Annotated in this window: 22 protein-coding genes and 2 tRNA genes; 9 read left to right on the top strand and 15 right to left on the bottom strand. The window is 69.1% G+C overall.

Features of this window, described 5'->3' with window-relative positions:
* Window positions 1-573 precede the first annotated feature (573 nt).
* The gene (locus ACFFRH_RS21410) at window positions 574-984 is read left to right on the top strand and encodes a hypothetical protein (RefSeq protein WP_386158978.1); all 411 of its coding nucleotides are present in this window, start codon (window positions 574-576) and stop codon (window positions 982-984) included.
* A 53-nt stretch (window positions 985-1,037) separates the two neighbouring features.
* Window positions 1,038-1,271: a hypothetical protein gene (locus tag ACFFRH_RS21415; RefSeq protein ID WP_386158981.1), complete on the top strand. Its 234-nt coding sequence runs from the start codon at window positions 1,038-1,040 to the stop codon at window positions 1,269-1,271.
* A gap of 73 nt (window positions 1,272-1,344) precedes the next feature.
* On the opposite strand, the gene ACFFRH_RS21420 is transcribed toward ACFFRH_RS21415, so the two are convergent.
* The 7 genes from ACFFRH_RS21420 to ACFFRH_RS21450 form a co-directional block, all read right to left on the bottom strand.
* Entirely contained in the window at window positions 1,345-1,773 is a 429-nt protein-coding gene (locus ACFFRH_RS21420) for a PH domain-containing protein (protein ID WP_386158984.1), read from the bottom strand.
* Window positions 1,774-1,969: 196 nt separating this feature from the next.
* Window positions 1,970-2,046 (bottom strand) — tRNA-Met (locus ACFFRH_RS21425).
* A 465-nt stretch (window positions 2,047-2,511) separates the two neighbouring features.
* Window positions 2,512-2,585 (bottom strand) — tRNA-Met (locus ACFFRH_RS21430).
* Window positions 2,586-2,659: 74 nt separating this feature from the next.
* On the bottom strand, window positions 2,660-5,608 hold the full coding sequence (locus tag ACFFRH_RS21435; RefSeq protein ID WP_386158987.1) for a UPF0182 family membrane protein: 2,949 nt from the start codon (window positions 5,606-5,608) through the stop codon (window positions 2,660-2,662).
* Between the two features lie 380 nt (window positions 5,609-5,988).
* On the bottom strand, window positions 5,989-7,035 hold the full coding sequence (locus ACFFRH_RS21440; RefSeq protein ID WP_344745696.1) for a YlbL family protein: 1,047 nt from the start codon (window positions 7,033-7,035) through the stop codon (window positions 5,989-5,991).
* 83 nt (window positions 7,036-7,118) lie between these two features.
* Window positions 7,119-7,544: a molybdenum cofactor biosynthesis protein MoaE gene (locus tag ACFFRH_RS21445; protein ID WP_344745695.1), complete on the bottom strand. Its 426-nt coding sequence runs from the start codon at window positions 7,542-7,544 to the stop codon at window positions 7,119-7,121.
* A 212-nt stretch (window positions 7,545-7,756) separates the two neighbouring features.
* Window positions 7,757-8,830 (bottom strand): NAD-dependent epimerase/dehydratase family protein, encoded by a 1,074-nt coding sequence (locus tag ACFFRH_RS21450; protein ID WP_344745699.1) that lies wholly within the window; start codon window positions 8,828-8,830, stop codon window positions 7,757-7,759.
* A 79-nt stretch (window positions 8,831-8,909) separates the two neighbouring features.
* Here ACFFRH_RS21450 and ACFFRH_RS21455 point away from each other — a divergent pair, with 79 nt between their 5' ends.
* The 3 genes from ACFFRH_RS21455 to ACFFRH_RS21465 all read left to right on the top strand — a co-directional run bounded on the left by ACFFRH_RS21455 (window position 8,910) and on the right by ACFFRH_RS21465 (window position 11,999).
* A complete protein-coding gene (locus ACFFRH_RS21455) occupies window positions 8,910-10,274 on the top strand; it encodes a zinc-dependent metalloprotease (RefSeq protein WP_512701132.1) in 1,365 nt (454 codons plus the stop codon).
* Window positions 10,271-10,816 carry an NUDIX hydrolase gene (locus ACFFRH_RS21460; protein WP_344745694.1) on the top strand — a complete coding sequence of 182 codons (546 nt, stop codon included), beginning with the start codon at window positions 10,271-10,273 and terminating at the stop codon, window positions 10,814-10,816. Before ACFFRH_RS21455 ends, ACFFRH_RS21460 begins: the two co-directional genes overlap by 4 nt.
* 172 nt (window positions 10,817-10,988) lie before the next feature.
* Window positions 10,989-11,999 (top strand): endonuclease/exonuclease/phosphatase family protein, encoded by a 1,011-nt coding sequence (locus ACFFRH_RS21465; protein WP_386158991.1) that lies wholly within the window; start codon window positions 10,989-10,991, stop codon window positions 11,997-11,999.
* Window positions 12,000-12,237: 238 nt separating this feature from the next.
* Here the strand turns inward: ACFFRH_RS21465 and ACFFRH_RS21470 are convergent, their stop codons facing one another.
* The 3 genes from ACFFRH_RS21470 to ACFFRH_RS21480 all read right to left on the bottom strand — a co-directional run bounded on the left by ACFFRH_RS21470 (window position 12,238) and on the right by ACFFRH_RS21480 (window position 14,276).
* A complete protein-coding gene (locus tag ACFFRH_RS21470) occupies window positions 12,238-12,819 on the bottom strand; it encodes a hypothetical protein (RefSeq protein ID WP_344745692.1) in 582 nt (193 codons plus the stop codon).
* Window positions 12,820-12,833: 14 nt separating this feature from the next.
* Window positions 12,834-13,349, bottom strand: a complete 516-nt coding sequence (locus tag ACFFRH_RS21475; RefSeq protein WP_344745691.1) for a M48 metallopeptidase family protein — start codon at window positions 13,347-13,349, stop codon at window positions 12,834-12,836.
* Window positions 13,350-13,490: 141 nt separating this feature from the next.
* Complete coding sequence (locus ACFFRH_RS21480) at window positions 13,491-14,276, bottom strand: enoyl-CoA hydratase/isomerase family protein (protein ID WP_344745690.1); 786 nt, start codon at window positions 14,274-14,276, stop codon at window positions 13,491-13,493.
* Window positions 14,277-14,883: 607 nt separating this feature from the next.
* Between ACFFRH_RS21480 and ACFFRH_RS21485 the strand changes: the two genes are divergently transcribed.
* Window positions 14,884-15,984 carry a ThiF family adenylyltransferase gene (locus ACFFRH_RS21485; RefSeq protein ID WP_344745689.1) on the top strand — a complete coding sequence of 367 codons (1,101 nt, stop codon included), beginning with the start codon at window positions 14,884-14,886 and terminating at the stop codon, window positions 15,982-15,984.
* 63 nt (window positions 15,985-16,047) lie between these two features.
* The gene (locus tag ACFFRH_RS21490) at window positions 16,048-17,385 is read left to right on the top strand and encodes an ABC1 kinase family protein (protein WP_344745688.1); all 1,338 of its coding nucleotides are present in this window, start codon (window positions 16,048-16,050) and stop codon (window positions 17,383-17,385) included.
* A gap of 403 nt (window positions 17,386-17,788) precedes the next feature.
* Here ACFFRH_RS21490 and ACFFRH_RS21495 read toward each other — a convergent pair whose 3' ends face one another.
* The 4 genes from ACFFRH_RS21495 to ACFFRH_RS21510 form a co-directional block, all read right to left on the bottom strand.
* The gene (locus ACFFRH_RS21495; RefSeq protein WP_344745687.1) at window positions 17,789-17,992 is read right to left on the bottom strand and encodes a hypothetical protein; all 204 of its coding nucleotides are present in this window, start codon (window positions 17,990-17,992) and stop codon (window positions 17,789-17,791) included.
* 91 nt (window positions 17,993-18,083) lie between these two features.
* Window positions 18,084-18,353 carry a WhiB family transcriptional regulator gene (locus ACFFRH_RS21500; RefSeq protein WP_329085648.1) on the bottom strand — a complete coding sequence of 90 codons (270 nt, stop codon included), beginning with the start codon at window positions 18,351-18,353 and terminating at the stop codon, window positions 18,084-18,086.
* Between the two features lie 543 nt (window positions 18,354-18,896).
* Window positions 18,897-19,763, bottom strand: a complete 867-nt coding sequence (tesB, locus tag ACFFRH_RS21505; protein ID WP_386158998.1) for an acyl-CoA thioesterase II — start codon at window positions 19,761-19,763, stop codon at window positions 18,897-18,899.
* Window positions 19,760-21,841, bottom strand: coding sequence for an ATP-dependent DNA helicase UvrD2 (locus ACFFRH_RS21510; protein ID WP_386159001.1), 2,082 nt, complete (start codon window positions 21,839-21,841; stop codon window positions 19,760-19,762). The genes tesB and ACFFRH_RS21510 overlap by 4 nt, the downstream gene beginning before the upstream one ends.
* Window positions 21,842-22,034: 193 nt before the next feature.
* Here ACFFRH_RS21510 and ACFFRH_RS21515 point away from each other — a divergent pair, with 193 nt between their 5' ends.
* Both ACFFRH_RS21515 and ACFFRH_RS21520 read left to right on the top strand, forming a co-directional pair.
* Complete coding sequence (locus ACFFRH_RS21515; protein ID WP_386159004.1) at window positions 22,035-23,273, top strand: alpha/beta hydrolase; 1,239 nt, start codon at window positions 22,035-22,037, stop codon at window positions 23,271-23,273.
* Window positions 23,274-23,374: 101 nt separating this feature from the next.
* Complete coding sequence (locus ACFFRH_RS21520; protein ID WP_344745685.1) at window positions 23,375-23,629, top strand: mycoredoxin; 255 nt, start codon at window positions 23,375-23,377, stop codon at window positions 23,627-23,629.
* Window positions 23,630-23,740: 111 nt separating this feature from the next.
* Here the strand turns inward: ACFFRH_RS21520 and nudC are convergent, their stop codons facing one another.
* The gene (nudC, locus tag ACFFRH_RS21525) at window positions 23,741-24,718 is read right to left on the bottom strand and encodes an NAD(+) diphosphatase (RefSeq protein ID WP_386159007.1); all 978 of its coding nucleotides are present in this window, start codon (window positions 24,716-24,718) and stop codon (window positions 23,741-23,743) included.
* Window positions 24,719-24,955: the final 237 nt, after the last annotated feature.

The following is a 24,955-nucleotide window of genomic DNA, read 5'->3' on the forward strand; positions in this document are numbered from 1 at the left end:
CCCCACCCGAAGATGGGTTGGACGGGGTTGTGCTTCATGCACTGGCTTTTAACACACTGTTGAGTTCTCAAGAAACGGACGCGTACACCATCACCCAAACCCGGCCAACCAGCCGAGCAGAACTCCGGGGCGTTCCATTTCGTTGTCACCATCTTATCGAATGTGCCGGTTTCGTGTCAAACTGTCGGATTTCCGACTCTCGACTCGATCCCGTCGAACCCGCTAGGATTGCGACCACCCTGTTTCCAGGGCAACCCCTCTAACTTACTCCAACATCCGGTCGATGTCCAACCGTACGGACACGCCCGACTTGCCAGGATCAGAGAGGGTTTCGCCGGGCAGTTCGTCCGCCTCAGGAGGTTTAAACCTGGGAGTTCGTTGCCCTGCGGAAAGAACACTACCAGGACTCTCACGTCACAGAGACAACTTGCCAACCATCCCGGAGGCTCGCGCGTCCCAAACAGTCATAGGAAGTCGAAGCGCGCAACCAGACGTCAAGCCATTCGCAATCGACTCTGGATACGAAGTAGGCGCGAGGGTCAGGATCCTGACTCCGCCGTGGAGGTGAGCACCATGACCCGCTCGGAGTTCGACGACATCCGCGCGCACATCGACGCGGAGGCCGACCATCCAGGTGACCTACTGAGGGTCGCCAGGTCTCTGCTGAACGACCTTGAAGACGCACGTATGAGAGAGGCGACCCTCCGCGCCTACTATCTGCGTCTCCTTACCGCGGCTCGGGCGACGGTCGCCGCGGAGGCGGCCGGCTATCCGGAGCCGTTGACCTTCCTCACCGACGAGCTCGCCAAGCGCGGCCAGCTCCCGACATCCGAGGACGAGGTGAACCGGATCCTCGCCGACGCCCATACCGCGGCGGCGTTGCTGGCCTGCCTCGAGGAGAATCCGCTCGGAACGACCCCGATGAGCACCGGCGGGTCTCGCGCGCGGAGGTGTGCCGGCACAAGTCGGAGCCTCCCACGATGAGGCGTTCCGCGTCATTGACCTGGTCTTGAACCAAGATCTGTAAGACTCCAGGCATGTTGCAGCGAGGGCTGAATTGGGCTGCGGCGACCCTCGTGGGCGTCTTCGGCTTTGTCTGGACCGGTGTAGTGATGTTCGCGGCCGTCGAGACCCCGGCGTGGACGTGGATCGGACAGGTCTGCTTCGGGGCCTTCCTCACCTGCTGGGCTCTCTACAAGGTGACTCTGCTGGTACGCCGCACCAAGCCCGGTTTCGTCCCGAGACATCGCCGGGTGAGGGCCAGAGCCTGACGAACTCCACCGCGGGCCGAGGCCCGGCAGCCACCGACCGGGAGCCGGGCCCGGCTCCCGGTCACCGGAGAGGCTATGAACCCGTCCGGAACGAGCGGAGCTCATCGGCCACCTGCCGGCACGGCACTCCCAGGTCGAACCGGCTGAAGAGGTGGATGCTCTCCCCCGTGTCGATCTCCAGCAGTTCCGTACGCGAGGTGAAACGGGTCCGCGTGTCCACCCGGATGCGCTCGACGGATCTCCAGGGCAGCCGTTCGGATCCGGCGAAGCCCTTCACCACGACGAGGCCCTCGCCGTCGGCGGTCAGCCGTACCGGAGCGAGGACGTCGCGTACCGCCAGCACCGCCAGGACCACGGACGTGGCACCCGCCAGGATCGCGCCTCGGGGGTCGCCGAGGGTCAACACCGTGAGCACCGCGAAGGCGAGCGCGGCGACGATCTTCATGACGAGGAGGTCGCGGCGCACGCGCCAACGCAGGACGGGTTCGGACGTTTCGGTCACAGCGGCACGCTACCTCTTCGGCTCGGCATCTTCCGAAGCACCTCTAAAGGCACCTCGAATCTCGTCCGCCTGGCGCGCATGTGGCTCGCCTTCCCCGCGCTTACGGCGATGTGGTGCCGCGACACGGGAAGACGGATTAACGGCTTGCAGGAAATGCGAAAGGCCCTGATCTTCTGGAAGATCAGGGCCTTTCGATTGGTAGCGGGGACAGGATTTGAACCTGCGACCTCTGGGTTATGAGCCCAGCGAGCTACCGAACTGCTCCACCCCGCGTCGGTGTGTGTTTGAACAATATCCGGAATCCCCCTCCGACTGCAAATCAGTAAGGGAACGCGGGGTGGCGCGCCCCACACCGACCAGCCCGCGAAGGGCGGACCACAGGGTGATCACGTGGATCGGCGTGGCCACAGTCACCAGGTGGATGGGCCCGAACGCATGGGCCGGCGGAGCACACCGGCTGTGCGGGCTCAGGGCTCCCCTGGCGCCGCCGAGGAACCACCGGCGGGCACGCCCCCGCCGGGGCGACGACAGGCGTCTGCGGGGCCGGGACGACCCCGATCGCGGTCGGTGTCATGGACCCACGTATCCGCCAGCTGCGGGCGCGTTTCGCGAGAGCCCCCCGGTCTTCGAGGGGGTGAGTGTCGGAAGAGGGCTTTTCGGGAGGAAAGCTGGTCTTCGCAAAGGAGGAGGAACACAAAGGCCCCGGTCGCCGTTTCCGGCGACCGGGGCCTTCTTTTGTAGCGGGGACAGGATTTGAACCTGCGACCTCTGGGTTATGAGCCCAGCGAGCTACCGAGCTGCTCCACCCCGCGTCGGTGTATGTCTTAACCATACCCGGCTTTGGTGGTGGACGCGAATCGATTGGCGCTGGGCCCTCAGGTGTCTCCTAGGGACTCGCCGCGGGCGACGGGGTGGCGGACGGAGCCGGAGTGGCGGACGGTGTCGCCGACGGCGCCGGGGTTCCCGACGCCGAGGGTGACGGGGTGGGGGTGGCGCCCGACGTCGTCTCGGTGCCCTTCAGCTTCGACAGCGCCGCCTGGAGCTCCTTCTGGGCGTTGCCGTAGTCGGTCCAGTTCGGCGGGTTGGCCTGGAGGGCCTTCTGTGCCTTGTCGTACGCCGCCTGTGCCTCGTCGATGGCCTGGGCCAGCGCGGAGGCCGGCTTGGCCTCCTCGGGCTTGGCCTCGCCCGGCTTGGCCTCCTCCTGCGGTGCCGCCTGGGTGCCACCGCCGAAGACCTGCTCCAGCGCGCCCTTGAGCGTGTCGGCCGAGCCGACCTTGCTGCCGTAGGCCACCAGGACGCGGCGGAGGATCGGGTACGGCTCCTGGCCGGAGGCGGCCGCGATCTCCACGTAGACCGGTTCGACGTAGACCAGGCCGTCGGCGAACGGCAGGGTCAGCAGGTTGCCGTAGCGGACCTTCGCCTGGCCGAGTCCGAGCAGGTTGAGCTCGCCGGAGAACTTGTTCTGGAAGTTGTTCTGTACCTGGCCGGGCCCGGGGATCGTGGTGTTGGACGGCATGCGCAGGATGCGCAGCTTTCCGTAGTCGTCTCCCGGGGTGGCGTCCACGGCCATGAACGCGGCCAGGTTGGGTCCCTGGCGCGGCACGAACGTGGTGGTCAGCGAGAACGACGGCGCCGCGGTCTTCGGCATCTTGACCGACAGGTAGTACGGCGGCTGCTTGATGTCACGGTCGCCCGACGACGGGTCGTTCGGGACGTTCCAGAAGTCCTGGCCGCTGTAGAAGGCGTTCGGGTCGGAGATGTGGTACTGGGAGAGCACGTCACGCTGGACCTTGAACAGCGCCTCCGGGTAGCGGAGGTGCTGCTTGAGCTCGGCCGACATCTCCGTCTGCGGCTTGATCACGCCGGGGAAGGCCTTGCGCCAGGTCTGCAGGATGGGGTCCTTCTCGTCCCAGGCGTACAGGCTGACGGTGCCGTCGTAGGCGTCCACCATGGCCTTCACCGAGTTGCGCATGTAGTTGATCTGGTCACGCGGCTGCGGGACCACCAGGCGCGGGTCGGTGACGGTGTCGCGCGTCATCGCCTCCAGGCTCTTGCTCTGGGAGTACGGGTAGGCGTTGGACGTGGTGTACGCGTCGGCGATCCAGACCACCCTGCCGCCGACGATGGCCGGGTAGGGGTTGTCGTCCAGGCTCAGGAACGGCGCCACCTTGGCGATCCGCGCCTGCGGGTTGCGCTCGTAGAGGATCTTGGAGTTCGCGTTGACGTCACCCGACAGCAGGAGGTTGATCTCGCCGTACTTGGCGGCGTAGAGCATCCGGTTGAGGAAGGACCCGACCGGGACGCCGCCCTTGCCGTCGTAGGTGGTGTTCTTCTGGCCGGTACCGCCGCTCTCGGGGTAGTCGAGCTCCTGCTTCTGCTGGCCGGTGCCGCCTACGACGACGTACTCGGTCGAGCCGGGAGCCTCGCCGAAGTAGATCCGCGACTCCTTGAGCTTCGTCCGCTCCGCCAGGGCACCGGTGACCGGCATGTCCTTGGCGTCGAAGTTGGGCAGGCCCTCGGAGTCGACCTCGTTGCCGGGCGCGGCCACGAAACCGTTGCCGTGGGTGTAGACGAGGTGCCGGTTGATCCAGTTGTTCTGCTCCGCCGGCGGTCCGGTGAGCTCTCGCACGGCCACGACGGTGTCGCGCATCGTGCCGTTCGCGTCGGGGTAGCGGTCGACGTCGAGCGGCTCGTGGAAGTCGTAGTAACCGCGGATGCGCTGCTTCTGCTGGTAGGTCTTGGCGACCAGGCTCGGGTCGAGCAGGCGCACGCCGGAGATGGAGCTGTCGGCGGTGACGTTGACCTTGCTCGGGTCACCCTGAGCCGTGTAGTCGATCACCTCGGCGTCGTTGACGTCGTAGGCTTTTCGGGTCGCGTCGATGTTGCGCTTGATGTACTCCTGCTCCTTGCCCTGCTGGTTCGGCTTGACCTGGAACTGCTCGACCAGGGCCGGGTAGACCCCGCCGATCAGGATGGCCGAGAGCACCAGGAGCCCGAAGCCGACGCCGGGCAGCATCCCGCCGGATCGCACGACCCCCGCGAAGAACAGAACCGCGCAGATCAGGGCGATGACCGCGAGGATGCTCTTGGCGGGAAGCACCGCGTTGACGTCGGTGTACGAGGCGCCGTGCCGGAATCCGCGGTCGGAGAAGACCAGCCCGTACCGGTCGACCCAGTAGGCGATCGCCTTCAGCAGCACGAAGACGCCGAGCAGCACCGACAGGTGCGCCCTGGCGCCGCGCGAGGCGTGCACACCGGGCGACTGGAGGCGGAACCCGCCGTACAGGTAGTGCACGATCGCCGCCAGCAGGGCGGAGAGCACCACCGCGACGAACAGGAAGTTCAGCACCATCCGGATGAACGGATAGGTGAACATGAAGAAGGAGATGTCGATCTTGAACTGCGGGTCGACCTCACCGAACGGCGTCGCGTTGACGAACTCCAGCCAGGTCTTCCACTGGCCGGAGAAGGACGATCCCGAGAACAGGCCGAGCACCGCCACGCCGACCAGGAAGATCAGCTTGCGGTGCGGGTCGAGGGCCATCCGATACCGGTCGGCGCCGCTGGCACCGCCGAACATCCCCGGGCCGAACATCGGCCGCATCCGGTACGCCAACAGCATGTTGCCGCCGACGATGCCGACCATCAGCAGGGCGCCGACGACGAACAAAAGGATCTGCGTGACGACCACCCCGGAGAAGACGGCCGTGTAGTCGACCGAGTCGTACCAGAGGTAATCAGTGAAAATACTGGCGAAGAGAAAGAACAACGCGACTATCGCGACCAGCGCGATCGCGACGGGAACTAGCAGTCGTGGCCGGCGGGGCAAGCGCATTGCCCTGCCGGCTCCGGGGGTCCGGAAGCTCAAGGCCAACCCCTTGTCGTAAGAGCACGGTCCGTGTCTGGCAACCTACACCGGCGGGAGTTGGGTCGCGTTCGGCCTTTCGGGCACGGTCCGGCCACAACGCCCGCTGGTCTCGGGTCCACAGGTCCAACGTACGAGAAGCCCGATGAGTGCCCCGCGACGAGGTCAGGGACCGGAAAACCTGATCTTTTCGTGGATCGGGCGTGGCGTCCCGCCTTCCGGGCTCCTCTTCCCGCCCGCTTCCGGGGCGGCCGGCCCCTTCCGGCCCCGTCCGGTCCCGGGATCAGCGGATCCGGTCCTGGAATCAGGGGTCCGGCCCTGGAATCAGGGGGTCCCGTCCGGTTCCACGGTCAGCCTGCCGGGCAGCTCGGCACGGAACCCGAGCCGGTGCGGAGCGCGTCGACCGCCTGGACGGCCTCGTGCAGGGTCGAGACCTTGATCAGCCTGAGGCCGGCCGGGATCGCCTTGACCGCCTCGGCGCAGTTCTCCGCGGGGGTCAGGAAGACCGTCGCCCCCGCCTTCCTGGCGCCGACCATCTTCTGCTGGATACCGCCGATCGGGCCGACCCCGCCCTCCGCGGTGATCGTCCCGGTCCCGGCGATGGACCTGCCGCCGGTCATCGCCCCCGGGGTGAGCTTGTCGACGATGCCCAGGGAGAACATCATCCCCGCGCTCGGCCCGCCGACGTCACCGACGTTGATCTTCACCTTGAAGGGGAACTTGTAGCCGACCCGCATGGTGATGCCCACGATGGGGTTGCCGTCCCTGCCCGCGACGGTCGGGACGGCGACGGTCATGCTCTGGGCGCCCCGGTTGACGACGAAACTGACCTGCTCGCCCGGCTTGTGCCTGCGGACGGAGGCGGAGACGTTCTCACGGTCGGAGACGGGCGTGCCGTCCACCGAGACGATCTCGTCGCCGACCTTGAACTTCCCGTCGGCCGGCAGGCCCTTCTCGGTGGAGGCCACGGTCACGACCGAGCTGTAGGGGATCTTCAACTCCGTCAGCGCGGCCGCGGTCGCGTCGTCCTGGGAGTTGGTCATCTCCTGGGTGTTCTGCTGCTCGACCTCTTTGGCGGTGGTCGTCGGGGGGAAGATCGTCTCCTCGGGCACGACCGCGATGGTGGGATCGATCCACCCCCTGAGCGCGCTGAAGAGGTCGATCCTGGTGCCGGGCCCGCCCTGGTAGGCGACGGTGACGAGGCTGAGCTTGCCCTCCGTCGGATAGGTCTGGCGTCCCTCGACGCTGATCACCGGCTTGCCGTCGACGTCGCCGATCGTGTTCTCGGTCGGCCCGGGACTCAGCACGACGTACGGCACCGGCAGCACGGCGCCGACCAGCGCGAGCATGAGCGTGAGGAAGCCCGCCACCATGAGGGTCAGCGCTCGTCGGGACATGGACAAAGCCTATGCCGTACGACAGGTCATGAAACCGCACCCGGACGCCGCCGCGCCGACGGCCGCGTCCCCGCCGGACGGGCTCACTCGCAGGCCCCGACCCACTCGGAGGAGCCGTCGGTGAACAGCTGGTTCTTCCAGATGGGGACCTGGCTCTTGAGATCGTCGATCAGCCTGCGGGAGGCCTCGAAGGCCTCGCCCCGGTGTGGCGCGGCGACCGCCACGACGACCGCGACGTCGCCGAGCTCCAGATCGCCGACCCGATGGACGGCGGCCAGGGCGGTCACGGGGAAGTCCGCGGCGATCTTCTCGGCCACCCGGCGGAGCTCGTCCACGGCGCTCGGGTGCGCCGAATAGGACAGGCTCGCGACCGGCTTTCCGTGGTCCTGCTCACGCACCGTGCCGACGAAGACGGTCGTGCCGCCCGCGGCGTGGTCGCCGACGGCTGCGAGCACCTCGTCGACGGAGAGCGCGCTGTCGCGAATATCGAGCAACCTGATGACATCCACGCCGCAAAGCGTACCGCCCGGGAAAAACGGCCTTCGGCCGCGCACCCTCCCGGGGGACCGTCCTCAGCGTCCCTCGCCGGTTGCGCGGGCCCGCACGGATTCACCCGTACGGGATCATGCGCCACCCGCGGGCCGTTCGTCCCGCACGAAGGTCAGTCGCCCGCGCGAACGCCAGGTGCCCCGTAGCGAACGGCAGTCGTCCCGCGCGGACGTCAGGTGCGGCGCTTCTTGCGGGCGGCGCGGACGATCGCCGCGGTGCCGAGGACGGCGACGGTGGCGCCGGCCGCGGTGAGTGTGGCCTCCTTGCCGGACAGGCGGCGGCCCACGACGGCGTGCTTGCCCTCACGCAACTCCAGGAGCTGCTCGAACGCGGCCTCGTTGCTCCACTGGGGCTTCCATCCGGCCTCGCGCAGCGCGGCGCAGTCGACCACCCAGGGGTAGACGACGTAGTGCAGGTCGGTGGCCGGGGCCGGGGTGACGCCGAGGCGGTGCAGGCGCTGGGCGGTCCCGAAGGTCAGTCCGGCGGGCAGCTCCAGGCGGCGCAGCCCGGAGATCTCCTCCACCTGCTCCTGCTCCAGCCAGCCCTCGCCGCCGACGGCGACCACTCCCGAGACCGTTCCCAGCGCGGCCAGCTCAAGGGCCGAGACGAGATCGTCCACGTGGCAGAACTGCCAGCGGGGGCTGCATCCCTTGACGGTGAGCAGCCTGGGCGCCTCGAAGTGCCGGGTCACCACGCTGTCGACGCCGGGACCGACCACCGCGGCGGGCCGGACCACGGTCACGCCGAGGCCGGGATGGCTGCGCAGGGAGCGCCGGGCGAGCGCCTCGATCTCCAGGTGGTCGCCGACCATGCCCGTGTCGGGCTCGGCCGCGACCGCGGAGTCCTCCGGCAGCGGGACGGGATTCTCGGGAACGGCGCCGTACACCATGGCGCTGGTGAGCAGCACGACCCGCCGCACCCGTGCGGCGGCGCTGGCGGTGAGCACCGTCTGGGCGGCTCGCAGATTGTAGGCGCGTCGCTCCGCTGGGTTGACGTCGAGCGCGTAGTCGACCGCCAGGTGCACGAGTACGTCAATATCAGATATGCGGTTCGCCAAGAGCGGATCTCGGACATCGAGGACCCGCCAGGTGACGTCGGGAACATCACCACGCTGCTCGTCGATGGCCACGACCCTGCGGAAATCCGCAGACGAGGCGACCTTCGCGAGGAAGGCACGGCCTATGCCCGAGGCGGCGCCGGTGACGGCGACGACGGGGGGCCGGGAGCGTTTCGAGGTAGGCACCAGGTCCTCACTTTGCACTGACCCGCCATGCGACGGATAACGTGGCGGATGTGGACTCCTCCATCCTGCACGAGGTAGAGCGGTGACTGACTTGCCAGGTCGGGAAAACGACCCCAACGAGAATCCGTTCGCCATGTTCGGCGACCCGGAGCAGATCGCAGCGGCAATGCGCCAGTTCGCCGACATGCTCTCCGCTCCGCCGACCTCTGGTCCCGTCAACTGGGACATGGCGAAGAACATCGCACGGCACGTCGTGGTCGCCGAGGGCGATCCCAGTGTCATGGAGGGCGAGCGGCGCCAGATCGTCGACGCCCTGAATCTGGCCGATCTGTGGCTCAACGAGGCCACCTCCTTGCCGAGCGGGGTGAACAATCCCCAGGCGTGGAGCCGTTCCGAGTGGATCGAGAAGACCGTTCCGGTCTGGCAGAAACTCTGCGACCCGATCGCCGCCCGCATGGTCGAGACCATGAGCGGCACGCTCGGCGCCACCGGTCTGCCCCCTGAGGCACAGGCCATGGCCGGGCCGCTGATGGGGATGATGAAGCAGATGGGCGGCATGATGGTCGGCCAGCAGATCGGCCAGGCCGTCGGCTCGCTCGCCCTCGAAGTGATCGGCTCCACCGACATCGGCCTGCCCCTGTCGGACAACGCCGCCCTGCTGCCCGGCGGCGTCGCGGCGTTCAGCCAGGGTCTGGAGACCCCCGCCGAGGAGATCCGCCTCTATCTCGCCCTGCGCGAGGCGGCCCACCACCGGCTGTTCCAGCACGTGCCGTGGCTGCGCGCGCACCTGCTCGGAGCCGTGGAGGAGTACGCCAGGGGCATCACGGTGGACGCGTCCGCGCTGGAAGAGCAGCTCCGCGGGCTCGACATCAACAACCCCGAGCAGCTCCAGCAGGCGCTGAGCGGCGGCAACCTGCTCAAGCCCGAGGAGACCGAGCGGCAGAAGGCCGCCCTGTCCCGGCTGGAGACCATGCTCGCCCTGGTCGAGGGCTGGGTCGGCACCGTCGTGGACGGCGCCGCGGACGGCAAGCTCCCCTCGGCGACCGCGCTGTCGGAGACCGTACGACGCCGCAGGGCGACCGGCGGCCCCGCCGAGCAGACCTTCGCCACGCTCGTCGGCCTCGAACTCAGGCCCCGCCGCCTGCGCGAGGCCGCCGCCCTGTGGCAGGCCCTGGAGGCCGACCGGGGTGTCGACGGCCGCGACGCGGTCTGGGACCACCCCGACCTGATGCCCACCGCCGACGACCTCGACGCCCCCGAGAGGTTCGTACGGGGCGAGCCCGAGCTCGACCTGTCTTCGCTGGAGGGGACGCTCCGGGACTCTCCCGGAACCCCGGCCGCTCCAGGCACTTCAGGCACTCCGGGCGCTCCGGCCGCCTCGGGTGAGGACGGCGACGGCGACGAGAAGGGCCGCAAGGACGACGGCGGCGAGGACGGCGGCGCGTGAGCCTGCGCGCCGACGCGGAGGACGTGCTCACGGGGTGGACCGCACCGACGGCCGACGAGGAGATCCTCCGTAAGGAGTTCCTGGAGCACCTCCACGCCAACGACGACGCGATGTGGCGTGAGTGCGTCCCCGGCCACCTGACGGCCACGACCGCGGTGCTCTCCCACGACGGCGAACGGGTGCTGCTGACGCTGCACCCCAAGGCCGGGATGTGGCTGCCCATGGGAGGACACTGCGAGCGCGGCGACACCTCCCTGGAGGCGGTGGCACTGCGTGAGGCCACCGAGGAGTCCGGCATCCCGGGCCTGCGGCTGCTGCCGGGCCCGCTGGCGCTCGACCGGCACCTGGTCTGGTGCCACCCGCCGCACAGCAGGCACCTGGACGTCGAGTACGGCGCCGTCGCCCCCGCCGGCGTCGAGGCCGTGATCAGCGCCGAGTCGCTCGACCTGCGCTGGTTCCCGGTGGAGGAGATCCCCGACCTCTCCGACGAGGCGACCCGTCGCCTGGCCCGCCGCGCCCGCGAGGTCCTGCGCTCCAAGTGATCGGACGTCCGGTTTCGCACGATGGCTCGGAGACCGGTTCCGGCCTGCCTGGGGCATGCCCCGAGGGCGTTGGACCGTTTTACGCTTGTCTCATCTTTCCCCGGATATCTTCGTTCTCATTGAGCTCACCGGGCTCATCGGGCTGTACGGAGCGGATCGGGGCACTGTGAGCGTGGACATCGTGGCTGGCAGGAGCGCCGGAGACATCGGAGGCACGGTCGTGCCACCGGCGCGCCGTCGCCGCTGGAGGATTCCCAGGACCCTCGCCTGGGCCGCGGTGACCCCCTTCGCCGCCTGGGCGGTGGCCCGGGTGGCCGGGTTGGAACGCGACTCGCTGACCACCCAGCTCATGACCGGCACCCCGTACGTCGCCGCGGCCTCGCTCGTACCGGTGCTGCTGTCCGCGCTGACCCGCAACCGGGCTGCGACGGTCGTGGCGCTGATCACCACCGCGGCGCTCGGCCTCAGCGTGCTTCCCAGGGCCTTCCGCTCCGGGGATCCCGTGACGGGAACGCCCCTGCGGGTGCTGACGCTCAACACGTTGTTCGGGCACGCCGAACCCGACGCCGTGATGGACCTGGTCCGGCGGCTGAACCCGGATGTGCTCAGCACCCAGGAGCTGACACCGGGGATGGTCGAGAAGCTGGAGGCGGCCGGGCTGGAGAAGATCATGCCGTACCAGGTGCTGGAGCCGGAGTGGAGCGCCGGAGGCAGCGGCCTGTACGCGCGGTATCCGCTGACCCCGAGGAAGGACCTCTTCGAGGCGATCGGGCACAACATGCCCGCCGCGCTGATGACGGTGCCCGGCGCCAAGCCCGTCGAGATCGTCGACGTACATCCCTTCCCGCCGCTGGGCAGGCAGGTGTACGACTGGACGGCCGCGCTGGACGCGTTGCCCTCCGCCGCGCCCGACACGATCCGCATCCTCGCGGGTGACTTCAACGCCAGCCTCGACCACGCGGCCATGCGCCGTTTCCTGAGCCGCGGCTACCTGGACGCGGCCGACAGCGCCGGGGAGGGCCTCACCCCCACCTGGCCGGTGAACAAGCGCGTTCCCCCGCTGATCACGATCGACCACGTCGTGGCGGACCAGAGGGTGGGAGTGAACGCGGTGAGCGTACACACCGTTCCGGGCACCGACCACCGGGCCGTCTTCGCCGACCTGCGCCTGCCTCCCCCCTGATGACGGGCCGGGCGCTCGGTCTCGTGGACTGCCCGGGTACTCGAACGGTTCGGGCACTCGATCGCCCGGACAGCTGACCGATCACGGGATCGGGAGGGCTCGAATCGGGGGATCAGGCCATTCGATCGTCCGGGAGCCCAAGAAACCCGGGGGTGCCGGAAATCAGGGCCGCAGGGGCTCAGGGCTCAGGGGCTCAGAGCTCAGGGACGCAGGGGCTCAGGGGCTCAGGGCTCAGGGCTCAGTGTGAGAGCAGCGCCCGGGTGTTGTCCCAGCCTTCCAGGCCCGGGTCGAGGAGCCGGATGTCGCCGGGAGTGCGCAGGCGGTGCCAGCCGGGGCCCCTCGCGACCATGCGGCTGCCGGGCGCGGAGGCGCGGAGCGCCTTGATCGGATCGAGGTCGTCGAAGCCCACCGCGGCCCAGTCCGGATAGGGCAGGTGGGCGGCGAACGCGACCGTCCCGCCCCCCGCGTCCGGGCAGACGGCGATCCTCGCCCTGCCGAGCTCGCGGAAGAGCTTGCCGATGAGCAGCGGGGGCAGGTCGGGCGCGGCGGCGCTCAGCAGGACCGCCTGCTCGCCGTACGGCAGGGCCCCGAAGGCGGCCTCGACCAGGGCACCGCCGGAAAGGTCGGGGATCTCGACGACCGGGGTGCCCGGCCAGACGATCTCCTCCATGCCCGGGACGCTCGTCACCACGACGGGAGAGACGAAGTCCAGGGCCGCGACGAGCTCGTAGGCGTCCTCGGCGACGGCCGTGAGAAAGTCGGTGGCGTCGACTCCCGGGGGGGCCGCGTCAGCCACGGAGGGCGTGACGAGAACGGCCACCACTCGATCTTCCGTCAACATTCCTCCGCGGAACCGTGAGCCGCCGTGGAGAACCCCTCCAGGAAGCCCCTCGCCCGCTCAGCCTTGGGATAACGTTCCACGAGCGCCCAGAAGCGCGAGCCGTGACTCGGCACCAGCAGGTGGACGAGCTCATGCATGATCACGTAGTCGACCACCCACGACGGCATGCCCCGCAGCCGCGTGGAGATCCTGATGGTGCCGTGGTCAGGGGTGCACGAACCCCAGCGGTGCTGCTGGTTCTCCACCCAGCGCACGCTCGACGGCTTCGCCTCCCCGTCCAGATAGCGAGCCGACAGATCGACGGCCCGATCGAGGAGATCGTCGTCGGAGGGACGTCTGCGCTGCTCCTTGGCCGCGAGGCGATCGAGCATACGGCGCACCCATTGTTCCTCATCGGTGCTACTCAGACCGGCTGGGAGGAGCACGATCGTTTTCTCGCCGTCGCGGTACGCAGAAACCGTCCGCCGGCGGCGAGAACTGCGGCGGACCTCGACTGTCTCGGGGGGCACATATGAACGGTAGCCGAGAATGACGAATTCACACCAGGGGGTAGAACACGTTCCCGCTGGTCAATCCCCGTTCGTTGATTGTTCAACACGGGTGATCAACTATGACCGTGACTTATCTAATTAACCTGGATATCAGCCGTCTCATGCGTTGCCGAATCGCGGGAGCCGCCGTTCTCTCTGGGCCGCCAGCCCTTCAAGCATGTCGGCGGAGATCATCGTGACCGGCTGGGCGAGGGATTCCCAGCGCAGCGCGGCGTCGAGGTCGGCGTGTCCGCCGCCCGCCAGGGCGATTTTGGTGAGCCTGGTGGCGACCGGCGCGTTGGCCGCCGTACGCGACGCGATCCCCATCACCTCGTCCATCAGCGACTCACGAGGGAACGCCCTGGTCACCAACCCCGCGGGCGCCGCCTCCGCGCCCGTCAGCGTCCGGCCTGTGAGCAACATCTCCCTCGCCACGCCCACCCCCGCCACCCTGGACAGCAGATAGGTGGCCGCCATGCCGGGATGCAGGCCGAGTGAGGTGAAGGGAACGAGCAGCTTGGCCTCCTCGGCGGCGTAGACCAGGTCGCAGGCGAGGGCGAGACACAGCCCCGCTCCGACGGCCGCGCCGTTGACGGCGGCGATGGTCGGCACCTCCAGGTCGGCGATCGCCAGCCAGGTCCGGTAGAAGCCGAGCATCCGATCGCGCAGAGCGGGCACTCCCTCGGCGGCCCGCTCGGCGAGCCAGGACAGGTCTCCTCCGGAGGAGAACGCGTTTCCCGCTCCGGTGACGACGACGCACCGGAGGTCGCGATCCGCCGCGAGATCGGCGATGGCCAGCCGCCACCGGGTGGTCATTCCGTCGGTCATCGCGTTGCGCCGATCGGGGCGGTTCAGAGTGAGCACCGCGACACCGTCGTCGCGCCGGTCGACCAAGAGCTCGTCCATGCCGGGGAGCGTAACCCACCCTCTCCCGCCCGCCACCTCCCGGCCCCGCCTGCCCCTGTCTGCCCCGCCGCCTCCCGGCTCGCCGTCTTCCGGCCCTGCCTACCCTCGCCGCCTCCCGACTCGCTGTCTCTCGAATCGCTGTCTCTCGGCCCGTCTCTCCCGGATCCGTCTCCCATGGAACCGTCTCTCTTCGGAGTTCCCGTCCCGGGAGGCGAGACGGATTCCCTGCCTTCGTGGGTGGAAGGGACATTCCTCATCCTGGAGGGTTGAAAGTCCGGGCATACCGCTCGGGACGGGCGCATCTCCCGAGCTCCGAGGGGGTGGCCCCCGATCCCCGATGGGCTCCCCGGGGCGTCTTCTCAGGGGCGGGTGAGGCGGAAAGTCCATCCCGAGCTGCCCCACGGCGGGTTATCCACAGGGAGTTGCCCGCGGGACGAGTTATCCACAGGCGGCGGGAAAGGCATCCGGGACCTTGTGGGGCCATGCCACGCTGGCCCCCCAGCCACCCCCAGTCCCGGGCCTGCTCATCCCCTGATCCCCGCCCTTCCCTGCTCACCTCCCCTGCTCACCGGCCTGCCCGCAGGCCGCCCCGAAGAAAGGCTCTCCGATGCGACCACGCCTGAAGCCCGCTCTGCGCCGTGTCGCCCGCGACGGGCGCACCCTGCAGTTCGGGCTGCATCCACGCCACGCGGTGGTGCTGACCGATCTCGAGCCCGAGGTCCGCCGCTGGGTGGAGAGCCTCGACGGCGTACGGGATCTCGCGGGCGTGCTGGCCGGCGCCGCCGAGGCGGGTCTCGGCGAGGAGCACGGCCGGACCCTGCTCGACCTGCTGGTCAGCCGCGGCGTGGTGGACGACGCGAGTGCGGGTCCAGGTCCGCTGCGCTCGCTCGCGATGGCCGAGCGTGACCGGCTCCAGCCGGACCTCGACGTGCTCTCCCTCACTCCGGGCACGATCGACGGCGGGCTCGCCGCGCTGGAGCGCCGGCGAGCGGCCCAGGTGCGGGTCTACGGAGCGGGCCGGGTGGGCGCGCAGGTCGTCTGCCTGCTCGCCGCTTCCGGGGTCGGCCGGATCTGCGTCATCGATCCCGGTACGGCACGGCGACGGGATGTCGTCCCCGGTGGCCTCGGCTGGACGGAGGTCGGAATGAGCAGGCAGGACGGCGCGGTCGCGGTGGCCAGGAGGCTGGCGCCCGGTCTCACGGCATGGACGGGCGACGGGGCGGCCCAACTGGCCGACGGAGCCCGGCCCCCGGACCTGGCGGTGCTCGCGCCGGTGGTGCCGCTGGACGGCCTCCTGGTCAGGGAGCTCGTCGAGTGGGAGATCCCGCATCTGCTGGTCACCGCGTTCGAGGGCGCCGGGTCGGTCGGTCCCCTGGTGCTGCCCGGACGGAGCACATGCCTGCACTGCTTGGATTTGACCCGACGAGACCGCGACCCCGGATGGCCCGTCGTCAGTGCCCGGCTGGGCGGCTTCCCCGCGGGAGAAATCGCGTGTGGTACGGCGCTGTCGACGCTGGTGGCGGCATCGGCCGCAGGTCACGCACTCGCGGTGGTCGACGGCCGTGAACCCGCTGTGACAAACAGCACAATGGAATTATTGCCAGATTTGAGCTGGAAGAGGCGATCCTGGAGTGTTCATCCTCAATGTCGTTGCTTCCGAAACGAGTTGGGTTCGCTAACAATGGTCGCGTCGGCTACCTGCCGCTGACGGACACACAGCGAAGGGAGGGAGCGGCGTCTCGCTGTGCCAGCGGATACGCCGCCAACCAAGGTGAGTGACCTTCCGCGCCGCGCCGTTGCGCGCTCCGCCAAGCTGGCGGCCCTGCCGATCGGGTTCGCCGGCCGCACCGCTCTCGGTCTCGGAAAACGAATTGGGGGCAAGTCCGCCGAGATCGTCGCCCAGGAAATCCAGGAACGCACCGCCGAGCAGATCTTCAAGGTCCTCGGAGAACTCAAGGGCGGGGCGATGAAGCTCGGCCAGGCGCTGTCCATCTTCGAGGCGGCGCTGCCCTCCGAGATCGCCGGCCCCTACCGCGCCACCCTGACCAAACTCCAGGACGCGGCTCCGCCGCTTCCGGCGGCGACCGTGCACAAGGTCCTCGTCGAGCAGCTGGGTGACGACTGGCGGGAAAACTTCCTGTCGTTCGACGACAAACCCACCGCCGCCGCGTCGATCGGGCAGGTGCACAAGGCGGTATGGCACGACGGCCGGACGGTCGCAGTCAAGATCCAGTATCCGGGGGCGGGAAAGGCCCTTCTCTCCGACTTCACACAGCTGTCCCGGCTCGGCAAGCTCTTCGGGGTGCTGCTGCCCGGCCTCGACATCAAGGCCGTCCTGAGCGAGTTGCGCGAGCGGGTGGTCGAGGAGCTCGACTATCTCCACGAGGCCGAGGCCCAGCACGCCTTCGCCCTGGAGTACAAGGACGACCCCGACTTCCTGATCCCGGACGTGATCGCCGCCAACGAGCAGGTGCTCGTCTCCGAATGGGTCGACGGCACCCCGCTGTCGCGGATCATCACCGACGGCACCCAGGAGGAGCGCGACCGGGCCGGGCTCCAGCTCGTCCGTTTCCTGTTCTCCTCGCCCGCGCGGTTGGGCATGCTCCACGCCGACCCCCATCCGGGTAACTTCCGGATCGTCGAGGACGGCCGGATGTGCGTGCTCGACTTCGGCGCGGTCAACCGGATGCCCGACGGATACCCACCGGTCTTCGGAAAGCTGACCCGCATCTTCAACAACGGCGACATGTCGACCGTGGTGCAGGGCCTGCGTGACGAGGGCTTCATCCAGCCGCACATCGAGATCGACCCCGAGGCCCTGCGGGCGTTCCTGGCTCCCTACGTCGAGCCGACCGCCGTGGAGGAGTTCTCCTTCAGCAGGGAGTGGCTCCAGCGGCAGGCCGCCACGGCCACCGATCTGCGTCCCGGCAACGTGGTGCGCCAGCTCAACCTGCCCGCGTCGTACGTCCTCATCCACCGTGTGCACGCGGCGGGGGTCGGCGTCCTCTGCCAGCTCGGCGCCACCGCCCGCTTCCGCGAGGAGGTCATCCGCTGGGTTCCGGGGTTCACCGACGAGGATTCGGGAGAACCCACCCTCACCAGCGCCTGAGGGACGTTTTCTTCCCGCGCCCTCCCGCGCCACCCCATGCCGTCCCACGGTGTTCCTTGATGTCCCGCGGTGTTTCGTAATGTCCTGCGGTTTTCCGTGATCCTCTAACGATGTGCCGTGATGTCCGACGACGTCCGGGGGTGTCTCACGACGCCTCGGGCGTTCCGCAGCGCCCCGGGCACTCCGCGACGTTTCGCGACGTTCCGCGACGTCTCGCGATGTGAGATGTGGTGGGTCCGGTGAGACGTTCGAGGGGTGGCCCGCCGGAGCGGGTCACCCCTCGTTCGTTCGTCTCGCTTCTCTCGTCCGTCTCGTTCTTCGATCCGTCTCCCGGGCGGCTTCGGGCGTCTTTCGTGCGTTTTCTACACGTCGCCGCCGGTTCTTATCGAACAGACAAGACGGATCAGACGAGGCGCAGGATCGCGCTCCGCAGGCGTGCCGAGGCGCGCTCCGCGTCGCGCTGCGCGCGCTGGAGGCGCTGGAGGCGCTGGAGGCCGACGGCCCTGCGATGCTCCTCCGCCTCGCGGTGGAGGGTCCGTATTCGGTCACGGACCAGTTCTTCTTGCATAGACGGCAGGTCGAGGCCTCTGGAGGTGAAGTAGCTCATCGGAATGGTCCTTTCGGAAACGTGCGGCTCGTGGTGATTCGGAATCTAGGTGGTGCTGGTTCTCGGCGCTTCGGGCCGGCGACCGGGTTGTTCAGGCAGCGACCGGGTTCTTGCGGGGACGCCCGCGCGGACGCTTCCGGGGGACGATCGCCCCCCGCAGGACGAGCTCGCCACCCCAGACGCCCCATGGCTCCTCGCGCTCCAGCGCGCGGGCCAGGCAGGCCTCCCGGATCGGGCAGCCTCCGCAGAGCGCCTTGGCGAACTCCACGTCCTCCGGAGACTCGGCGAACCACAGGTCGGGGTCGGTACGACAGGGGATTGTGGCTTCGTCGATCAGGTCCATGACCGTCTGGGCCCCCATCTGCTTCACCTCTCAGCTAGGTGTTGATCTTCGATTACCTCTTGGGGTGGGGGTCAGGAATGACGCGGACAAACAAGAAGGCCGCGGATCCTGGGTGCGGATCCGCGGCCTGAAGGCTTTTTCCTCGGTCAGGTTATGACCGGAGGATGCCCCCAGGGTTGCGGACCGCGCAGTCCACCGTTTCCGATGTGCTTGGTCGTTGCTGCGTAGCGCTCGCCCACCCGGTTACGGGCAGCCGGGACGTCCGTCGCCGGAAAAGCGATCGGAGCGAACCAACGGCCGGTTTCGACCTGGAGATGGGCAGGGTTGGCCTGCTGAGCCAGAACTGCCGCGCCGCCGGCGAGGACGATCTGACTGTCGCAAGACAGAACGGTGTTACGGCGCGCGGAAGTGAGCCCCGGCTGGGACGTCATCGGAATGTTCCTCACAGCGGACTCACCTCCATTCGTGGATCGTCGGACAGGACCGTCCGACTTGCTTGAGCATGACCCTAAACCCCGGCCCCGGGAGGGGGCAACATATTTTCTACCTGCGACTTTGCGACTATCTCACGCGGATCATCGCCTCCTGCACTACCGACACGGCCAGTTCTCCGGACCGGGTGAACATCTCGCCCCTGGCGAGCCCTCTCGCCGCCCCCGACCAGGGCGACTCCTGGGCGTAGAGCATCCACTCGTCCACGCGGAAGGGGCGGTGGAACCACATCGCGTGGTCCAGCGAGGCACCGGAGAGGTTGGACGCGCCCCAGGCCAGGCCGTGGGTGAGCAGGACCGTGTCGACCAGGGTGAAATCGGAGGCGTAGGCGGCGAGCACCACGTGCAGCAGCGGATCGTCGGGCAGTTCCGCGTCGTAGCGGAACCACACGTTGGTGTTCGACCCGCGCAGCTCCGGGTCGCGGTAGGCCTCCCAGGTGAGGGGGGTCACGTAACGGGCGTCCACCGGCCTCGGCCTGGACAACCACTCGCGCAGCGGCGACTCCGTCCCCACGGCCTGGAGCATCCGGTCCTGGAAGAGCGGCAGTCCCTCGGGATCGACCACCTGGGGCATCGTGACCGCCTGGTGCTCGACACCGGTCTCCGTCACGTGGAAGGAGGCCGACATCGTGAATATCGCCTTGCCGTGCTGGACGGCCACCACCCGCCGGGTGGTGAAGGACCGGCCGTCGCGGACCCGCTCGACGTTGTAGACGATCGGAATCGCCGGGTCGCCGGGCCGGATGAAGTAGGCGTGCAGCGAGTGGACGTCGCGGTCGTCGGGCACCGTCCGTCCCGCGGCGACCAGTGCCTGGGCGGCGACCTGGCCACCGAAGACACGCTGGATGCGCTCCTCCGGGCTACGCCCTCTGAAGATGTCGAGCTCGATCTGCTCCAGGTCGAGCAGGTCCAGGAGCTCCTTTAACGCCTCGTTCACGCGCCCTCCGTCCGGTTCGCGGCGATACGGCATAGTTCGACCACCGCCTCGCCATAACGATCCAGTTTGACGCGTCCGATTCCGGTGATCGCCAGCAGGTCCTGTTCGGAGAGCGGCGCCCGTTCGGCGATGGCCTGGAGGGTGACGTCGGTGAAGATCGCCCACTGGGGGATCTTCTCGTGCTTCGCCACTCCCGTACGCCAGGACTTGAGCGCGTCGAGCAGCGCCTCGTCGTAGTCGGCGGGGCAGCCGGCGCACCTGCCGAGCTTCTGCTCGGCGGCGGCGGCGAGGGTCTTGCCGCAGACCCGGCAGCTGATCGGAGCGGCGACCTGGCGGCGATCGGCCGACGAGGCCGACGAGGCCGGGGCGGCGGCGCGGCTCTTCTGCGCGGAGCGGCCGGTGAGCCCGTCCAGGAAGCGGGACGGTTTGCGGGACCGCCGCCCGCCGGGCGAGCGCGCCAGCGCCCACGACAGCCCCAGGTGGGCGCGGGCGCGGGTGACGCCGACGTACAGGAGACGGCGCTCCTCCTCGATCTGGTCGAGCGTCTCCGCGTAGATGATCGGCAGCATGCCCTCGGTGACGCCGACGAGGAAGACCGCGTCCCACTCCAGGCCCTTGGCGGCGTGCAGCGAGGCCAGGGTGACGCCCTCGACCGGCGGCGCGTGCTGCTCCCCGGCCCGGCGCTCCAGCTCGGCGACGAAGGCGGGCAGGTCGGCGCCGGTGGCGGCGAGGTCCTCGGCGAGGTCGGCCAGGGCCTTCAGCGACTCCCACTTCTCGCGGGCCTTGCCGCCGCCGGGCGCCTCGGGGGTGAGCCCGATGCCGGACAGGATGTGGTGCACGGTCGAGGCGAGCGTGTCGCCGGGTTCGGCCGAGCGGGCGGCGCCGCGCAGCAGCACGACCGCCTGTCGGACCTCGGGGCGCTCGAAGAAGCGGTCGGCGCCGCGCAGCACGTACGGCAGGCCGGCCTTGGCGAAGGCCTGCTCGTACGCCTCGGACTGGGCGTTGACCCGGAACAGCACGGCGATCTCGCGGGTCGGCACGCCGCCGCCGACGAGCTTCCTCACCGCCCGTGCCACGCCCTCCGCCTCGGCGGTCTCGTCGTCGTACTCGGTGAAGACCGGTTCGGGGCCGTCGGGACGCTGGGCGATCAGGGCGAGCTTGTGCGGGGTCCGCGCCCTGTCGAGCACCCGGTTGGCCAGGGAGACGACCTGGGGGGTGGAGCGGTAGTCGCGGACCAGCTTGATCACGGTGGCGTTGGGGTGCTCGACCGAGAAGCCGGTCAGGTATCGAGGGGTGGCGCCGGTGAAGGAGTAGATCGTCTGGTTGGGGTCGCCGACCACGCACAGGTCGTCGCGCCCGCCGAGCCAGGTGTCGAGCAGCAGCTTCTGCAGCGGGTTGACGTCCTGGTACTCGTCGACCACGAAGTAGCGGTACTGCTGGCGGATCTGGGAGGCGACCTCGCGGTGCTCGGTCATCACGGCCGCGGTGAGCTCCAGGATGGTCTCGAAGTCGACCAGGTGCCGCTCGCGGCGGAGGTTCTCGTAGGCCTCGTAGAGCCGGAAGACCTCCTCGGGGGCCACGGGCGAGGTGCGGCCCGCCTTCTTGGCGGCCTCCGCGTAGTCCTCGGGGGCGATCTGGGTGACCTTGGCCCATTCGATCTCGGAGGCGATGTCGCGTAGTTCGGAACGGTCCTGGTTCCTGCGCAGGGAGCGACAGGCGTCGATCAGCAGCGGCAGCTTCGACTCGATCACCCTGGGCGGGTCGCCACCGATGACGCGCGGCCAGAAGTAGGTGAGCTGGCGCAGCGCGGCGGCGTGGAAGGTGCGCGCCTGCACCCCCGGCGTGCCGAGCTGCCGCAGCCGCTGCCTGAGCTCACCGGCCGCGCGTGTGGTGAACGTCACCGCCAGCACGCCCTGGGCGTCGACCACCCCGCTGTGGACCGCGTGCGCGATGCGGTGGGTGATGGCGCGGGTCTTGCCCGTCCCGGCTCCGGCGAGGACGCAGACCGGCCCCCGGACGGCTTCGGCCACCTCACGCTGCTCGGGATCCAGTGCCGCCAGAACGTTGTCGGGCCCCACGGAGCCTCCTTACACGCAGTCGAACACACGCGGTCGAACGGACCAGGCGGCAACATCCTCCCAGTCACACGCCAAGCATCAGTCATTCTGGCAACTCGCCGCCGTCAACCTATGTGGTTCGCCGAGATGCACAAAGCTGGCTTTTTACTCCACAATGGGGGCCGAACGATTCCGGGGAAGAAGGAAGAGGCCCGTGCGAACTGGGGTAACCGTGGGTGCGCTCGCCCTGGCGGCGGTGATGGTCGGACCCGCGGTGGTGTACACGACCGCACACGCCCACGCGATCTCGGCTTCGGCCCAGCCCGACGGCACACCCGGCCCGGCGAAGGCCGGCACCCGGGGGACCGCCGGCACGGCGAAATCCGGAGCGGACAAGTCGGACACCGGTACGTACGGCCTGGCGAGGGCCAGCACGAGGGTGGTCGACATCGGCACGGCCGGCACAGCCGGTACGGAGAGCACAGACAGCACAGACGGCACGGGCACTGCCAGGACCAGGGCCGGAGTGAAGACCGGCACCGGGGCAACCGGCGCGGGGACTACCGCGGCGCGGAAGACCGGCACCGGGAAGGCCGGTGCCCCGAAGAGCGGTACGGGAAGGTCCGGCGGGGGCGACCCGACGCCTCCCCCGACCGCGGGTCCCGATCCGCTGACCCAGGGCACCGTCGTCAACACCGTCTCGTACGGCCCGCACGTCCGCCAGCGCATGGACGTCTGGTACCAGACCGACGAGCTGAAGCGGCCCGGCGTCTTCCTGATCCACGGCGGCTGGTGGTCGTCGGGTGACAAGAAGTACATGACCGAGATCAGCCGGAGCTACGCCGAGCAGGGCTACGTCGTCTTCAACATCAACTACCGCCTCTCCACCGACGCCTCCTGGCCGGCCCAGCGCACCGACACCCTCGACGCCATCGCCACCGCGCGGCGGCACGCGGCGCTGTGGTCCTTCGACCCGAACAACTACGTCGTCGTCGGCTTCTCCGCCGGAGGTCACCTGGCCGGTGCCGCGGGCACCTACAAGAACGGCCTGCCCGGCCTGCGCGGCGTGGTCGGCATCTCTCCGGTGATCTCCCCGCTCACGGCGTACACCGAGGGAACCGACACCTTCGACCTGGAGAAGCGCAAGCTGCGCGAGTCGGCCATCAAGCTCGCCGGGGGCTGTGAGCCGACCGGGAAGTGCGCGAGGGTCTGGGCGAGCATGGAGGTCCCGTGGCACGCGAGCCGCGGTGACGCGCCCATGCTGGTCGTGCACTCGGAGGACGAGTTCGTGTCGGCGGAGCACGGCAAGCAGCTCAAGGAGCACCTGCGCCAGGTCGGCGTACCTGTGACGATCGTCACCGAGCCCGGCGTCGAGCACAGCGCGCCTCTTTACCGGCTGCCCGGCGTGGCGGAGCGGGTCCAGCAGTGGGTCGCGCAGAAGCTGCTCTCATGAAGCTGCTCTCATCGGGAAGATGAACGGCTCATCGGGAAGATGAACGGCCCTCGCTTTGTTGCCAATGGCGCCGGACATCACATGAGGGGATTTCTCACGACATGGCGCTGACTGTGTACACCACGACCTGGTGCGGCCCCTGCAAGCGACTGAAGAGCCAGCTGAGCCGCGAAGGGATCTCCTACAACGAGATCGACATCGAGAGCGACCCGGACGCCGCCACGTTCGTCATGAGCGTCAACAACGGCAACCAGGTCGTCCCCACCGTCGTGGTCGACTCCCCCACCGGCCGGGTCGTCAGGACGAACCCCTCAGTGATCGAGGTCAAGCGCATCCTGGCGGGCGCGAGCGTGTAGCCGCGCCGTCGGCATCCGGGCCCCGGCCCTCCTTCACCAGGAGACCGGGGCTCCCGTCCGCCGGGGGGCGATGAGGCGCCGGGATCACCAGCCGCCAGTCACCAGCCGGGGTCACCAGCCGCCGGTCAGCGGTTCGCCGTACCAGGTCTCGATGAGCCTGCGGGCGATCGACACCTCGGACGGCAGGCGCACCTCGCCGCTCTCCGTGGCGGCCAGCAGCTCCGCGCGGCTGAACCAGTGGGCCTCGGCGATCTCCTCGGGGTCGAGGACGAACTCCGTGGACGTGGCCCGCGCGAAGAAGCCGAGCATCAGGCTGCGCGGGAACGGCCAGGGCTGGCTGCCCATGTAGCGCGGCTCGGCGACGCGCACACCGACCTCCTCGGCCACCTCGCGCGCCACGGCGTGCTCCAGGGACTCGCCCGGCTCGACGAACCCGGCCAGCACCGACAGCCGCCCCTCGGGCCACTGCGGCCCCCTGGCCAGCAGGCACCTGTCGTCGTCGTCGTGGATCAGCATGATCACCGCGGGGTCGACCCGGGGGAAGTGCTGGCTGCCGTCCTTGGGACAGACGCGCACGTGCCCGCCCGCGCGCACCTCGGTGCCGCTCCCGCACCGGGGGCAGAACTCGTGGGTGGAGTGCCAGGCGTCCAGGGCGACCGCGTACACCAGCAGCCCGGCGTCCAGGTCACCCAGCAACGACCCCACCTGGCGGAGCCCCGCGGCGAGGGTCTGGTCCTCCGCCAGCTCCGAGGGTGCCAGCGGGGAGAGGATCCGGTTGAGGGAACCGTTGTGAGTGCTGCCGGCCAGCGGAGCCGCCACGGCGAAGTAGGCGACGCCCTCGGCGTCGACGCCGAGCAGGTAGCGCTCCCCCTCCGGCGCGTCGGCCGTGGGCAGCAGGACCAGCTTGACCTCTCCGCCGCTGCGCCGGACCAGCGCCTGCCCGTCGTCGACGACCACGACCCTGGTCGCGGCGTCCGCCCAGGTCTTCTCGAGCCATTCGGCGTCGCCGCGAAGCGTCGCCGATCGGTCGATGGCACTGCGCGCGAGCAGCAGCGGTCCCAACAGTCCTTCTTGTGCCGTGATCTCCACGCTGTTCCGCCTCCCCAACCGAGTGCACATCCTACGTCGCCGGACGGGGCCCTCTCCGTCCTCCCCGCCGTTCGGCTCGTCGCCGTGAGTTCGAGGTGGCCGCGGACAATCGTGACCGGGGGCGATATCGGGCGACACGGACATGTACTGTCAATAGGCCGATCACCTCCGCGTGCCGATCGGCCTCAGGCTAGGATCACCGAGTTAGGTTAGCCTTGCCTGATATCGGGGGTCCCT

Origin of the sequence: Streptosporangium vulgare (assembly GCF_042428775.1) — a bacterium.
GTDB lineage: Bacteria > Actinomycetota > Actinomycetes > Streptosporangiales > Streptosporangiaceae > Streptosporangium > Streptosporangium vulgare.